Source organism: Spirosoma flavum, from assembly GCF_042686045.1.
Lineage (GTDB): Bacteria > Bacteroidota > Bacteroidia > Cytophagales > Spirosomataceae > Spirosoma > Spirosoma flavum.
Window position 1 is genome coordinate 117,573 of sequence record NZ_JBHUOM010000002.1, and the last position, 14,045, is coordinate 131,617.

Annotated in this window: 15 protein-coding genes; 8 read left to right on the top strand and 7 right to left on the bottom strand. The window is 46.0% G+C overall.

The window, feature by feature from the left end; genetic code table 11:
- Positions 1 to 28: 28 nt before the first annotated feature.
- Together ACFS25_RS05965 and ACFS25_RS05970 are read right to left on the bottom strand one after the other, a co-directional pair.
- A complete protein-coding gene (locus ACFS25_RS05965) occupies positions 29 to 1,135 on the bottom strand; it encodes an AMP-binding protein (protein WP_381497573.1) in 1,107 nt (368 codons plus the stop codon).
- A 42-nt stretch (positions 1,136 to 1,177) separates the two neighbouring features.
- Positions 1,178 to 1,645 carry a QcrA and Rieske domain-containing protein gene (locus ACFS25_RS05970; protein ID WP_381497575.1) on the bottom strand — a complete coding sequence of 156 codons (468 nt, stop codon included), beginning with the start codon at positions 1,643 to 1,645 and terminating at the stop codon, positions 1,178 to 1,180.
- Positions 1,646 to 1,765: 120 nt separating this feature from the next.
- Between ACFS25_RS05970 and ACFS25_RS05975 the strand changes: the two genes are divergently transcribed.
- The 4 genes from ACFS25_RS05975 to ACFS25_RS05990 all read left to right on the top strand — a co-directional run bounded on the left by ACFS25_RS05975 (position 1,766) and on the right by ACFS25_RS05990 (position 5,317).
- A complete protein-coding gene (locus ACFS25_RS05975; RefSeq protein WP_381497576.1) occupies positions 1,766 to 2,230 on the top strand; it encodes a DUF2452 domain-containing protein in 465 nt (154 codons plus the stop codon).
- Positions 2,231 to 2,290: 60 nt separating this feature from the next.
- On the top strand, positions 2,291 to 3,115 hold the full coding sequence (gene menB, locus ACFS25_RS05980; RefSeq protein WP_381497578.1) for a 1,4-dihydroxy-2-naphthoyl-CoA synthase: 825 nt from the start codon (positions 2,291 to 2,293) through the stop codon (positions 3,113 to 3,115).
- Positions 3,116 to 3,386: 271 nt separating this feature from the next.
- Entirely contained in the window at positions 3,387 to 4,208 is an 822-nt protein-coding gene (locus ACFS25_RS05985) for an MbnP family protein (RefSeq protein WP_381497579.1), read from the top strand.
- Complete coding sequence (locus ACFS25_RS05990) at positions 4,205 to 5,317, top strand: cytochrome-c peroxidase (RefSeq protein WP_381497580.1); 1,113 nt, start codon at positions 4,205 to 4,207, stop codon at positions 5,315 to 5,317. The genes ACFS25_RS05985 and ACFS25_RS05990 overlap by 4 nt, the downstream gene beginning before the upstream one ends.
- On the opposite strand, the gene ACFS25_RS05995 is transcribed toward ACFS25_RS05990, so the two are convergent.
- From ACFS25_RS05995 to ACFS25_RS06005, 3 genes are all read right to left on the bottom strand, one after another.
- Complete coding sequence (locus ACFS25_RS05995) at positions 5,314 to 5,694, bottom strand: MerC domain-containing protein (protein ID WP_381497581.1); 381 nt, start codon at positions 5,692 to 5,694, stop codon at positions 5,314 to 5,316. The two genes, ACFS25_RS05990 and ACFS25_RS05995, sit on opposite strands and share 4 nt — an antisense overlap.
- Before the next feature lie 115 nt (positions 5,695 to 5,809).
- Positions 5,810 to 6,511: a TapB family protein gene (locus tag ACFS25_RS06000; RefSeq protein ID WP_381497583.1), complete on the bottom strand. Its 702-nt coding sequence runs from the start codon at positions 6,509 to 6,511 to the stop codon at positions 5,810 to 5,812.
- A 114-nt stretch (positions 6,512 to 6,625) separates the two neighbouring features.
- Positions 6,626 to 7,501 carry a geranylgeranylglycerol-phosphate geranylgeranyltransferase gene (locus tag ACFS25_RS06005; protein ID WP_381497586.1) on the bottom strand — a complete coding sequence of 292 codons (876 nt, stop codon included), beginning with the start codon at positions 7,499 to 7,501 and terminating at the stop codon, positions 6,626 to 6,628.
- Between the two features lie 159 nt (positions 7,502 to 7,660).
- Between ACFS25_RS06005 and bshA the strand changes: the two genes are divergently transcribed.
- The 3 genes from bshA (at position 7,661) to ACFS25_RS06020 (ending at position 10,994) form a co-directional block, all read left to right on the top strand.
- Positions 7,661 to 8,800: an N-acetyl-alpha-D-glucosaminyl L-malate synthase BshA gene (gene bshA, locus ACFS25_RS06010; RefSeq protein WP_381497588.1), complete on the top strand. Its 1,140-nt coding sequence runs from the start codon at positions 7,661 to 7,663 to the stop codon at positions 8,798 to 8,800.
- Positions 8,801 to 8,913: 113 nt separating this feature from the next.
- Entirely contained in the window at positions 8,914 to 10,251 is a 1,338-nt protein-coding gene (locus ACFS25_RS06015; protein WP_381497589.1) for an NAD(P)/FAD-dependent oxidoreductase, read from the top strand.
- Between the two features lie 95 nt (positions 10,252 to 10,346).
- On the top strand, positions 10,347 to 10,994 hold the full coding sequence (locus ACFS25_RS06020) for a sterol desaturase family protein (RefSeq protein ID WP_381497591.1): 648 nt from the start codon (positions 10,347 to 10,349) through the stop codon (positions 10,992 to 10,994).
- 91 nt (positions 10,995 to 11,085) lie between these two features.
- Here the strand turns inward: ACFS25_RS06020 and ACFS25_RS06025 are convergent, their stop codons facing one another.
- Both ACFS25_RS06025 and ACFS25_RS06030 read right to left on the bottom strand, forming a co-directional pair.
- Positions 11,086 to 11,412: a nucleotide pyrophosphohydrolase gene (locus tag ACFS25_RS06025; RefSeq protein WP_381497593.1), complete on the bottom strand. Its 327-nt coding sequence runs from the start codon at positions 11,410 to 11,412 to the stop codon at positions 11,086 to 11,088.
- 70 nt (positions 11,413 to 11,482) lie between these two features.
- Positions 11,483 to 12,721 (bottom strand): M16 family metallopeptidase, encoded by a 1,239-nt coding sequence (locus ACFS25_RS06030; protein ID WP_381497595.1) that lies wholly within the window; start codon positions 12,719 to 12,721, stop codon positions 11,483 to 11,485.
- A 28-nt stretch (positions 12,722 to 12,749) separates the two neighbouring features.
- Between ACFS25_RS06030 and ACFS25_RS06035 the strand changes: the two genes are divergently transcribed.
- Entirely contained in the window at positions 12,750 to 13,763 is a 1,014-nt protein-coding gene (locus tag ACFS25_RS06035; protein WP_381497597.1) for a glycosyltransferase family 9 protein, read from the top strand.
- Positions 13,764 to 14,045: the final 282 nt, after the last annotated feature.

Consider the following 14,045-nt stretch of genomic DNA (forward strand, 5'->3'; position numbering starts at 1 on the left):
AAAACGTCAATTAACAACTCCGGCAAAGTTAGCGGATTTGGGCCACTGTTGCCTTCTGATCAATCTTGCCGGTAGGCGTTTCAGAAAATTGGGTTACTGTAATAAGTTCTTTCGGTACGGCGTATGGCCCCAGCTTCTCCCAAACGGCTTCCTGAACGGCCATCCATTGTTGACTATTAATTGGTAGCTGCTCCGTGAAGACAACGACCCGCTGACCCAGTCGCTCATCCGGCAATCCCGTTACAAAAAGACGTATGCCTGAAATGGTAGAGAATTGATCAACCGTTGTTATTACGTTCTGAATCACCTGCTCAACCTGTTCGGGCTGCACCTTAACTCCGCCACTATTAATAACCCGATCGGCCCGGCCCAATAACCTGAATTGTCTATTTCCCTTCGTAGAACTATCAACTAAGTCAACAACATCGTTGGTCTGAACACGTTCGAAATTCGTTGCGGCTGAGGTAATATGAAGGCAACCCCGCTCGTCGGTACCAAGTTCAGCACCAGTAAGGGCAGTAAATAATTCGCTGGTATTTGGGCCATTGAGCCGCCGGAGGGCAATATGTGAAACGGTCTCGGTCATCCCATAGGTCGCATAGACGGGAGCTGTAATGACTTGCAACGCTCGCTCTAAAGCTGGACTTGTAGCGGCTCCACCAACCAGAATAGCCTTCATGCCATTCAGAATTGGTAACTTATCAACCTGATACGCCGGATTGTTTGACTCTAAAATAGTTTGTAGTTGTAGCGGCACGAAAGCTGTAAAAGCAAAGTGGTCGGTGGCTGGATCAAGATTTAGCAGCGGGTTACCTGATGGCTCAATAATCGTCATTGGCAGACCAAGTTCCAACCCCCTGACAAGCATCATGATACCCGCTACATAACGGATATTCAGGCAAACGAGCGAGGTATCACCGGCCTGTAAACCAAGTGTTTGTCCGGTCAAGTGGGCGCTGGATCGCATTTGCGCCCGTGTAAGCTGAATTGGTTTGGGCGTTCCTGTTGAACCGGATGTGTATAGAGTAAATGTCTGTTGTCCCTTGAGCCAGGCCCGGCAAAAAACCAGTGCATCATCTTCGTAAGGCGTTTGGGGAATTGGCCAGAAGTCAGGACGAGCGGGGTCAAGAATCATATTTTATTGATGAAGTATACAGAAAAATGGGCTGCTTCATCATCAACTATACACGCGTACTGTACCCGCTACAAGGTTTACCTCAACCGAATACTGAGTGAGCGGTTTTGTGGCCGGGCCAATAATTACTTTGCCCGTAGTGTCGAACCGTGACAAGTGAAGTGGACAGTAAAATTGATTTTCGACGGATTTATACACTAATTCTGTGCCCTGATGGGTACAATTTGCCGAAACAGCCACAAACTGTCCAGCTTTCGTTTGGGCAACAATAATATCATTCGTAATCACATAGCCACCTTTCGTAAGTAGGTTTTCGTTGACTTTATCGTCTAAACGAAGTGTAAAATTAATTTTCTGACTAGGATCCGGCGTTGGATCTCCGTTGCCCTGCCCGGCGCAACCCGCCATACAGCGCGTTAACAGAATGGCGCCAATGCTGGTACCCACAAGCCTCAGAAACTCGTGGCGGGGCATTAGAACATTGTCCATTGGGTAAAGGGTGGTTTCCATAACTGTTTTAGCGTACTTTTGCGGGGATACACCCATTTTCGGGTGTAAATATGCGTTATTTTTTGTCATTCAACGACAGCAAACAAAGACGTTTGTCGGGTAGTTACCCAACTAGCACATATGGAAGAAGCGAAAGTATTTATCAATCCGATTTCTCCGGATAAAGTTGCCGAATCACCAGGCCTGCTGGCGTATGCACATACGGCAGGCGGAGCTGTCATTCGGCCTGAAGACAAAGGCAAAATCACTGGTCGGGCTGTAGCCGCGATGCGCGAGCAAACGGATATGCAACTGAGTCAGTTGTATAAACAAATGCAGTTGTTAGCCGAGCAAGCTACGGCTATTCGGCACCGCGTGGAGGTATCGGAGCGGATTTATTCAGCCCACATGAGTTTTGAGCCGGTTATAGGCCATACCTACTATTTCTACCAGCGCAAAGGTACCAACAGCACGGATGTTTTGTCGATGATCGGTCCAACCGAATGGGGACGGAAATTTCCCTTTGAACGCTGTCTGGCCACTGTGCGCATGATGGCCGACCATACATGGGATGTGCAGTATCACGAAACCAATTACGAAATGTAGGCGAATGCCTAATGAATACGAAAAATGTTCATTAAGCATTCGCCTACATTCACCATTTATATGCAAAGCAACTACCCCTGGCAACCAATTAAGGAATACCAGGAAATTCTGTTCAGCTATTACGAAGGCATAGCTAAAATTAGTATCAACCGACCTCATAAGCGCAACGCCTTTACTCCTTTGACCGTTACAGAAATGTCGGAAGCGATGGAATTGGCGCGGCAGGATGAACGCGTGGGCGTTGTTATTCTGACTGGCGAAGGGGGAGAAGCCTTTTGTTCCGGGGGTGATCAGTCTATTCGCGGTCACGGCGGTTACGTGGGCGAAGATAAAGTGCCCCGCCTGAATGTGCTGGACCTGCAAATGCAAATTCGACGTATTCCGAAGCCGGTTATTGCAATGGTAGCGGGTTATGCTATCGGTGGTGGGCACGTACTGCACGTAGTCTGCGACTTGAGCATAGCTGCCGAAAACGCTCGTTTCGGACAAACCGGCCCTAAAGTTGGCTCGTTCGATGGTGGTTTCGGCGCGTCGTATTTAGCAAGGGTAGTAGGTCAGAAAAAAGCTCGGGAAATCTGGCTGCTGTGCGACCAGTACGATGCTCAGGAAGCACTGGACATGGGCTTGGTTAACAAGGTTGTTCCGCTCGATAAACTAGAAGAAGTGACTATCGAATGGTGTCGTAAGATACTTGAAAAAAGTCCGCTGGCGCTTCGAATGCTCAAAGCTTCCTTCAATGCGGAACTGGACGGTCAGGCAGGTATTCAGCAATTAGCTGGTGATGCGACTTTGCTCTATTATTTAACCGAAGAAGCGAAGGAAGGAAAGGATGCCTTTCTGGAGAAGCGCAAGCCGGATTTTAGCAAGTTTCCAAGGTTGCCATAAGCTATCTAAATATTACTTTTCAATCGACTTAAAAATGCCGGTTGCGGACACTTAAACGCCTGAAGGTTGAGTGTCCGCAACCGGCATTTTTGGCTAGCTACTTACGTGTTCTAAGTCACAGGTTGACTGTATGGATAGGGATAGGCTATGGTTTAGGCAGGGCTTCTAACTCATATTTAATCCGGAAACACACATAATTTTGGGCTTGTCTTCGTTAGCTGTTAGCGTGCTTATCCTTATCGCTGCATAAGGGGCAATTACCGTATACGCTATGAAAACGACCATTACCATTGGCTTACTGGCGACTATAGCTTTGGGGCTAGCCGTTTTTTCCTGTGATACGAAAGATACCGATACCTCATTTAACCCGATCCTAACGGGCAAAATGCGTATTGCATTCGATAATATAGTCGGTACGACAGACCTGAAATTAAACACAGATACGTACCAAAATGCAGTCGGCGAATCATTTGTTGTGACAAAATTCAATTATTTTGTAAGCAACATCCGGCTTCGAAAAGCTGACGGTAGCGAGTACGTTGTCCCGCAGGATAGTAGTTATTTCCTGATTCAGGAAGAAAAACCAGCCTCACAAACAATTACATTGGCGAACGTACCGACGGGTAATTATACCGGAGTGACTTTTATGATTGGCGTCGATAGTCTACGCAGCCTGGCCGACATTAGTAAACGAACGGGTGTACTCGATCCTGGTCTTAACGATGGTATGTATTGGGAGTGGAATTCGGGCTATATTTTCCTGAAACTGGAAGGCACATCTGCTGTAGCACCTGCTTTACAAAATAATGCCTTTTTCTATCACATTGGTGGTTTCGGGGGTGGCTACAACGGCAAGAAAACGATTAATAACCTACGCACCATTACGATTCCGTTCAAAACCGACGTGGCACAGGTACAGGCCAATGCCATTCCATCGGTGCGGCTCACTGCCAACGTGTTGTCCTTGTTTAATGGCGCAACGAAACTAAGCATTGCCCAGAACTCATCGGTGATGTTTGATCCATATTCGACCAATATTGCTGACAATTACGCGCAGATGTTTAGTTATGACCGGATTCAGGCCAACCAATGATGTCGCTTCGTACGATATCGCCAAAACGGATTGGGTTGGCCGTGAGTGTGCTTCTATTTGCGCTGGCGGTTTCGTGCCAATCCAATAAGGGCAACGATCCCGTACCTGACCCTACGATACCCCCGCCGGGCGGTGGAGTAACGTATCAGACAACGCCTGTAACACTTCGGAAGCCTGCTAATTTTCCGGATATAGCGTATAATTTGAGTCAGAATCCACTAACGGTTGAAGGTGTGGCCCTCGGTAAAACGTTGTTTTATGATGCCCAACTCTCGCGCGATACGACCATTAGCTGTGGATTTTGCCACCAGCAGTTCGCCGGTTTTGGTCACTCCGATCACCCGTTGAGCCACGGTATTGGCGGAAAATTTGGAACCCGAAACGTACCGGGTTTGCAAAATCTGGCCTGGAGCCGCGAGTTCTTTTGGGATGGGGGCGTTACGAGCCTGGACGAGTTGCCAATTTCGCCAATTCAGAATGTAGTTGAGATGGATTTAAAATTTTCTGATGCCCTGAGCCGGGTACAGAAAAGTCCTACATATCCGGCCCTGTTCAAAGCCGCTTTTGGCTCCGATACCGTTACAACTGCCCGTTTTCTGAAAGCTATTTCGCAGTTTTTACTGACGCTTGTATCAGCCGATTCACGCTATGATAAATACGTCAGGAAAGAATCTGGAGGAGATTTAACGTCAGATGAATTGGCGGGTCTTACCTTGTTTCAACAAAAATGCGCTACCTGTCACGCTACCGATTTATTTACTGACAAGAGTTACCGAAACAATGGTCTTCCCGTCGGCGCTATAAACGATCAGGGACGCTACACTATAACATTAAACGAAGCTGACCGACTGAAATTTAAGGTACCGAGCCTTCGAAATGTAGAGAAAACATTTCCTTATATGCACGATGGCCGTTTTGCAACGTTAGAGTTCGTACTCAATCACTATACCAGCGGTGTTAAAGACAGCCCATCCCTCGATCCGGCCTTGAAGGGAAACGGACAACTTGGTATTGCCCTAACGGATACTGAGAAGAAGCAGGTCATTGCATTTCTGAAAACGCTGACCGATGACGCATTTATTAACAATCGGGCGTTTAGCGCAAATTAATGCGCGTGGCTTAGTCGGTGTTGCCGGATATTTAGCAAGTGGGTGATTACCAGACCAGCCGAGGCTACGTAAGCCATATACTGGAAAAATGGGGCTGTATCTTCCAGCAGAAGAGAAACGCTAAATAAGCCCAAAAATCCCCAAAGACTTCGTTTGATAGCCAATGGCGCATAATGCCGAGTGGCAAAGTAGACGGCTACGATATTTACCCCGATAAATACATAATCCAGGCTCAGATAACCAACACGAACGGATGAATTTTGGAATAATGAGCTCGTTAGCAGCAGTATAGGCGTAATAAGGCAGTGAATAATGCACAGCACCGAGCCAGTAATGCCGATGTAGTCAGCTTTGCGGGAAAGACTATCTGTTTTCATGAGTACACACAAAAATACGATGCTTTGGGCAAACGTACTTCACCTTAACTCACATTCTTGCAACAAAGTTGCGTAATGGCTGAACTATGATCTACAACACGTAGTCTAGGGTAAATCAATTTGCTTTTGTCAGAAGCGAATATCCCATTAGCTTACCGTTCTTGTTGTAAGTCTCCGATTTGATGTCGAATAGTTGGTTATTAGTCCGATAGCTGACAACCTTCATTGTACTACGAATAGGCATACCCATCACTCTGTTCTCCATATTCATGTCCGACGAAATTTTATAGGCATCGAACGTGCCAGCGGGCGTTGTAATAGGGGCCTGGCTCTCCACCTGCCGGTTCGCCATTGTCATATTCATGGTCATCATAGTGGTACCGTTGTTCGCCATCTCGAGCTCCATCTGACCGTCACTCAATTTTTGTCCCACACTGAGTTTTCCAGGGTACACTAACTTGTTACTTTTAAGTTTCATCTCCATGTCTTTCATGCCGCCACTCTGCATGGCCTGCATCATGCCAGACATATCGGCTATGAGTTCGTTACCCGTGCACGTGTAATGAATGCTATAGGGTGGGCGTTGTTTACCTTTCTCATCCTCAAACTGGGCCGTAATATCCATTATGGTTGAGCCACCCTCTTTATGGACGTCTTTAACCTGATAAACAACTTTGCCCGCAGGCTTATCTTTTGCATTAAAGTGGCTCAATTCAAAATTCATACCTGTCTTAAATGTCATGCCCAAACAATCCTGAGCCTGACTATTGTTTAATGTGGCTGTGGCAAGAAGTAGTGAAAAAATAAGCGTTTTCATATAAATAAACATAAGTTGGTCTGTAGAAACCAAAGGTAACTTATGCCATAAACATATTGCCAAGTCCTTGAGGGAACGGGTAATGATTTATGATAAATGGGCAAATCTGGATGGCTAGGCCCATATCATACTCATTACGCCCATGAGCATGATGAGTTTGCAGAGACCACTGAGATAACCAAAATCGCGCCGGGTGTCGGCCATTATGAGTCGGTAGGTGAGCCAGGCAATGGGGAAAAGCAGTAGCCCAAAAATAAAGGTAAGCCGAACGTTATGGAGCGAATTAGCGATGAAAAAGAGGCTTATAAGAAACACCCCGATCAATACGTAAAGTAAATACTTGGTTCGGCGAAGACCCCAGACAATCGGCAATGTTCGGCAACCGAAGCGAGCATCGCCCCGAATGTCCTGCATATCTTTGATGATTTCACGAACGAGCGAAATGCCAAATGAAAATAAAGCATAAATGAGGAGCATCTCGGTATTTTGGCGGTAATAAACGGCCATAACAACCAGCGACAATGCAGTTAACAGCGAAATAACAACATTACCGATGAGCGGTTGCCGCTTGAACTGAGCCGAGTAAAACCACAATAGCGACACCGACAGAACATCTGCCAGAAAAACCCACCGGCTTAGGTAAAGCCCAAGTAAACAGCCCACTACATTAAGTACCTGATGTACACCCATGGCTACCCGTCGTTTGAGGTAACGCCCAATAACAACCCGTTCGGGCTTATTGATGAGGTCAATCTTGATATCAAAATAGTCGTTAATAATATAGCCGGCGGCTGCAATACAAACGGTTGACAATGAAAGAATCCAGATGGTTGGATCGGTGAGCGATTTTATGATCTCTGACTTTGGCCCAACAAGAAACAGCCGCGCCAGAAGCTGCGTCAACACAACAATTAGCAGATTCTGTACTCGAATGAGCCGCAGAAAGCCGGATGTGAACGCCGAGAAAGGAATGGACTGCCGAGCAACCATAACCGTTTTTTTACAAAAATAGGTTTTTTAGAGGGAGGAGGAAAACAGGGAGACAGAAGAATCCAACAATAAAAAAGTATTTCCTTCTTTCTCTCCTTCTTTTTTAGGGATTCTTTTTGCTCTTGTTTGTTGTTGAAAGACAAACTCGTTCTCTCACGCATGAAAATTGGCATTGTGTGCTACCCGACCTTTGGGGGCAGTGGTGTTGTAGCCACTGAGCTTGGCAAAGGGTTGGCCAAAAATGGTCACCAAGTTCATTTTATTACCTATCAACAACCACCCCGACTCGATTTTTTTAACGAGAACGTCTTTTATCACGAAGTAAATATACCAACATATCCACTCTTTCAGTACGCACCCTACGAGTCGGCGTTAGCCAGCGCAATGGTCAACGTTGTTCTGAATGAAAACGTTGATATACTGCACGTTCACTACGCCATTCCGCACGCATCGGCTGCGTATATGGCTAAAATGATATTGCGTTCGCAAGGCCGTAATGTGCCCGTCGTAACAACGCTGCATGGTACTGATATTACCCTGGTCGGTAAAGATTCTTCCTACGAACCCGTGGTTACGTTTAGTATCAACGAGTCTGATGGAGTAACGTCGGTGTCGGAAAATTTGCGACAGGATACCTACAAACATTTTAACGTTCATCGGGAGATTGAGGTTATTCCCAATTTCGTCGACTTGAGCCGTTTTAAACGTCAGCAAAAAGAGCACTTCAAAAAAGCTATCTGCCCAAACGGTGAAAAACTGATTGTGCATACCTCAAATTTTCGGCGGGTAAAGCGCATCGACGACGCCGTAATGATGTTTCATCACGTTATACAGCAAACACCGGCAAAACTCCTGCTTGTGGGCGACGGTCCCGAACGGGCTAGAATAGAGCGGCTTGTACGCGACCTCGGTATCTACGATCAGGTGCGTTTCCTGGGTAAATTAGATGCTGTAGAAGAAGTACTGTCTGTCGCTGATTTGTTTGTGATGCCGTCCGAAAATGAGAGTTTTGGCTTGGCCGCACTCGAAGCATTGGCTTGCGAGGTACCACTTATCACGTCAAACGCTGGCGGACTGCCCGAACTGAATATTCAGGGAGTAACAGGCTTTTTGAGTCCCGTTGGCGATGTTGCCGATATGGTTAAAAATGCGCTCTACGTTTTGGATGATGCGCATTTGCCAACCTTCAAAGAAAACGCGCTGGCACGAGCCAAAGAATTTGAGTTATCGCGTATCTTGCCGCTTTACGAAGCTCATTATGAGCGGGTACTACAGGCATCACAGCCGTTGGTATCGTAGCTTTTGGGAAACCCCAGACCTAAGTCCGGCGGTCGGTCGCTGCCAGACAATTCATACCTGTTTATAAAATGCCTGGCAGCGACCGATTGCCGGACTTAATCTGGAAGTTTTGAATGAATCCAAACATACCTCAAACGGACCGCAAGCGTGTAGTTATCGTTGGTGCTGGTTTTGGTGGCCTGAAGTTAGCTACCCACCTGTCGCGCCGGAAAGAGTTTCAGGTAGTATTGTTGAATAAACAGAACTACCATGAGTTTCAACCTCTTTATTATCAGGTTGCTACGGCTGGATTAGAGGCTAACTCTATTTTGTTTCCTCTGCGGGCAGTGTTTGGTAATTGCAAGAACGTACATATCCGGATTACTAACGTAACAAGCATTCGTCCAGCTGATAAAGCTGTTGATACAGAATTGGGCCCTGTTACGTATGATTATCTGGTAATGGCGACGGGGGCCGACACTAATTTCTTCAATCAGCAAAATATCATCGAAAAAGCGCTGCCAATGAAGTCGGTAGCCGAAGCCATTTCCTTGCGGAATCGGATGCTCCAAAACTTCGAGGATGCGCTGAGTGTCGAAACTGTCGACGAACGTGAGGGCCTGATGGATGTAGTTGTAGTAGGCGGTGGACCAACGGGCGTTGAGCTTTGCGGCACACTGGCTGAGATGCGCCGTACCGTACTGCCCAAAGATTATCCTGAACTGGATTTTAAGATGATGGATATTTTCCTCATCGAATCGGGGGCCGAATTACTGGGACCAATGTCGGTACAGTCGCAAGAGCATTCATTGGCCTACTTACAGAAATTAGGTGTTCATGTGCGACTTAACACCCGTGTGAAAGACTTTGATGGCCGCATTGTGACCATGAATGATGGCTCCACACTACGTACCAATAACCTGATTTGGGCGGCTGGCGTCAAGGCTAATCCGCTGGCCGGTTTACCACCGGAAGTAATTGGGCGGGGTGGGCGTGTGCTGGTTAACCGATACAACCAGGTACAGGGTTTCACGGATGTGTTCGCCATTGGCGACGTGGCTATGATGACCGAAGAGAAGTGGCCAAGTGGTCATCCTCAAGTGGCGCAGGTGGCCATCCAGCAGGGTAAGCATCTGGCTAAAAACATGCTTCACTGGGTTCATAACGAACCAGCCGTTGATTTTACTTATCGTGATCTCGGTACAATGGCGACCATTGGCCGCGGGCTGGCTGTGGTTGATTTACCTTTTTTAAAGTTTCAGGGATTCTTTGCGTGGATAACATGGTTATTTGTTCACCTAATGTCGATCGTTGGTGTAAAAAACAGGCTATCAATCTTCCTGAACTGGATGTTTAACTACCTAACCTATAATAACTCATTGCGGCTTATTATTCGTCAAAAATTGCCAAAAGGCAATATTGCCGCTATGCAGGAGAAACTATCCGACCAATTGGAGGTTAGTAAGACGTAAGGAACATAGTAAACCAAATTTACTATGTTGGTCAAAAAATTTGATTTTCGTTGTACTTTTGTACCAATATTATTTTGTCAATGTCTTTTAGTTCTATGGAGTCAACTACTGAAAAGCTACAAACTATGGCCGGTCATGGTAAAACCCGGCCTAAAAATAGCGGAAGTAAAAAGCTATTCGATAATCCGATTCTGGAAGCCCTTTCGCGGACACATATTCTCGTGCCCATTTCGATGTGGCTGGTCTTATCTGTATTTCTAGGTTGGTATGCCTTTACACATACCGATATGGGAACCAGTACCATTGCCGTATTATTCGTAACGGGCTTGCTGGTATTCTCTTTATTTGAGTACGTGTTGCACCGTTATCTGTACCATTTAGCGCCAACGACGCCGAAACGCGCCCAAATACAGTACACATTCCACGGTATTCACCATGAGTATCCGAAAGACAAGACCCGGCTGGCGATGCCTCCGGCTCTGGCTATTTTTGTTGCCGGTGCATTTTTTGGCTTGTTCTTCCTTCTTATGGGCGAAGCTGCTTACGCGTTTTTCCCCGGTTTCCTGGTAGGTTATTCGGGTTATCTGGCTGTGCATTTTATCGTTCACGCCTATGCACCACCAAAGAACTTCTTTAAGACCTTGTGGGTAAATCATAGTGTACACCATTACAAAAATCCTGAGAGCAATTACGGCGTGTCTTCGCCATTCTGGGATTATATTTTTGGGTCGTTTCAGAAATAAATCAGTAAGTTATTCAAGTAAAAAGGCAGTGTCGAACTAATTCGACACCGCCTTTTTACTTATTTATTGCCTGCTACGCTAACAGGATAGGTTACTTTAACTTCTCGTTGTTAAGGTGCCGGGTTGCATCCCGACTATTTTTTTTATCCAGATTCTTCTCAAACGCTTCCGTCAGGTCAACGCCGGTTTGGTTAGCCAGACAAATAAGCACCCATAATACATCGGCAAGTTCATCGCTCAGGTCTTTGTTCTTATCGGATTCTTTTTCAGATTGCTCACCGTAGCGTCGGGCAATGATGCGGGCTACTTCGCCCACCTCTTCGGTCAGCATAGCCATATTCGTCAATTCAGTAAAGTACCGAACGCCAACCGTTTTAATCCAGTCGTCAACGGTGGTTTGGGCGTCTTTGATGGTCATGGTAGTGTAGAGGTCAGCCTAGCGAATTATCAACTTATCAGATGGCTCAACCAGAAGGTTAACTCAATCTTTAGTTTTTCTCTGGTATAAATGTTAGTGAACTGAATTGACTCTCGTCAAAAACCTCTTGAGCGAGCGTTTGTAACTGCTCGGCGGTTACGGCTTTTATGTCGTTGAAAATTTCATTCAGGGACTCAACCCGATTAATATCGAGCAGACTTTTGGCCATCATCAACATAAAACTATTGTTGCTTTCTTCAGCCATCGCCAGTTGCCCAATTAACTGCTCTTTGGTCTGGTGTAACTGTAGCGTTGTGAGCGGTTGCTCGCGCAGCCGTTTCAACTCTTTTATAATTAATGCCTGTGCTCTGTCAACTTTTTTAGGATCAGTACCGAAGTAAATGCCTAGAAAACCAGTATCTAAATAAGGCGTATAACTGGCATCAATCGAATAAACGAGACCAAATTTTTCGCGTAGATTCAAATTTAATCGGGAGTTCATGCCGGGTCCGCCAAGAAGATTGACAAGCATGAAAAAAGGAAGCCTTCTCGGGTCGGTTAAGCCGTAGGCTGGTCGGCCGATAGCACACTGAGCTTGCGTAATGGGCCGTTCTACCCGAGTTTGACGCGGTACGTAATTCGTGGGCAGATTACGCTTGCGGTCTGAGTGTTGCGCCGGTATATCACGAAAATATTTCTCAGCTACTTTTACTACCTGTTTAAACGATAGCTTGCTTACCGAAGCAAACACAATGCGGCTGGTATCGTAGTTCTCCGTAATAAATTGCTGGAGGTCTTCACGTTTGAACGAACCGACGGTTTCGATAGTACCCAGAATATTGCCACCGAGGGCGTGATTCGGGAATACAAGTTCGTCGAAATCATCCTGAATAGCATCTTCTGGCGAATCGTAATACATTGCCATTTCTTCGAGAACAACCCCTCGTTCCCGCTCAATTTGTTTTTCAGGAAAAACCGAGTTAAACGTGATGTCGGCTAGTAATTCTGTCGCTTTCTCAAAATGTGCATCCAGAACAGAGGCATGAAAACATACTTTTTCTTTTGTTGTGTACGCATTTAATTCACCACCAACGATTTCTAGGCGAGTAATAATGTGGTAGGATTTTCGTTTCTCCGTACCTTTGAATGCCATATGCTCCCAGAAATGGGCCAATCCCTGCTGATGTGTTTGTTCGTCGCGGCTACCGATGTCGAGCATAATGCCACAGTGGGCAATTTGTGTATGCGGTATTTGTTTGTGCGCAATCCGAATTCCGTTGGGTAAAGTGTATACTTCGTAATCTTCCATTCTTAGCTTTTACGCATTGAGCGTACTAATGATAACCGCTACCAATCCGCCCAGGTTCCTGATTATTCAGACCGCTTTCATCGGCGATGTAATTCTGGCTACAGCCCTGCTTGAACAACTGCACGAAGCGTATCCTGATGCAGTGCTGGATATATTGGTGCGCAAAGGTAATGAGGGTTTACTGGCTAATCATCCCTTTCTGAATGAAGTCCTGATTTGGAATAAAAAGGAATCTAAATATCAAGATTTATGGCGGCTGATGAGCATTATTCGCTTCCGGCATTATGATGTTGTGCTCAATATGCAACGATTCAGCACAATGGGGCTTCTAACGGTTTTGTCGGGCGCAAAATATACTATTGGCTTCAACAAGAACCCACTTTCCCGATTTTTTACCCATCAGGTCGAACACCGGTTTGAGCCGGGTGTACATGAAGTAGACCGCAATGCAGGCTTACTCAGGGCAATGGGAATAACTGGAGGGTTCACACGCCGGCCTAAGCTTTATCCGTCTGTTACTGATTATGAGGCTGTCAGAGACTACAAACATGAACCTTATATATGCATCGCACCGATGTCAGTTTGGTTTACGAAGCAATATCCGTCCGAACGTTGGGTTGAATTGATTCGGACTCTACCAGACGATATTACTGTGTACTTACTGGGTGCGCCAACGGATGCGTCAGCTTGTGATGCCATTAGAGCGCTGGCTGGACCAAGGACGGGCATACTAAATCTGGCGGGCAAATTAAGCTTGTTGCAATCGGCTGCTCTGCAACAAGGTGCCGTAATGAACTATGTCAACGATTCGGCTCCGTTACATCTGTGTTCGGCCATGAACGCGCCAACAACAGCTATTTTTTGCTCAACAGTACCCGAGTTCGGTTTTGGCCCCTTAGCCGATGTATCGCGCGTGGTGCAAACACCGGAACTGCTTGATTGTAAACCCTGCAATTTGCATGGCCGCACTATTTGTCCACTGGGTCATTTTCGGTGTGCGTGGGGAATTCGGGTGGACGAGTTAGCGCGGTTAGACCTATAAAATACCCTTTCAGGAGACGCGTAGATGCAAATTCAGGATTTGGCTCATATTTATTATGTAATGTGCTCATACGCACTCTATGTAAACTAAGAAATTATCTTTTGTCGTGATTATTTATACTTTATATTGAATATATTGTTTTATTGGAATTATATATAAGCAATAAAGGTAATTGACCGAATATTGTTTGATGATAAAGGTTTCTTGCTATATATTTGATCTGTCAGCTCTGGCAGTACAACAAAACAACTCAATTACGACTCATCTACCCACTTTTTTGAG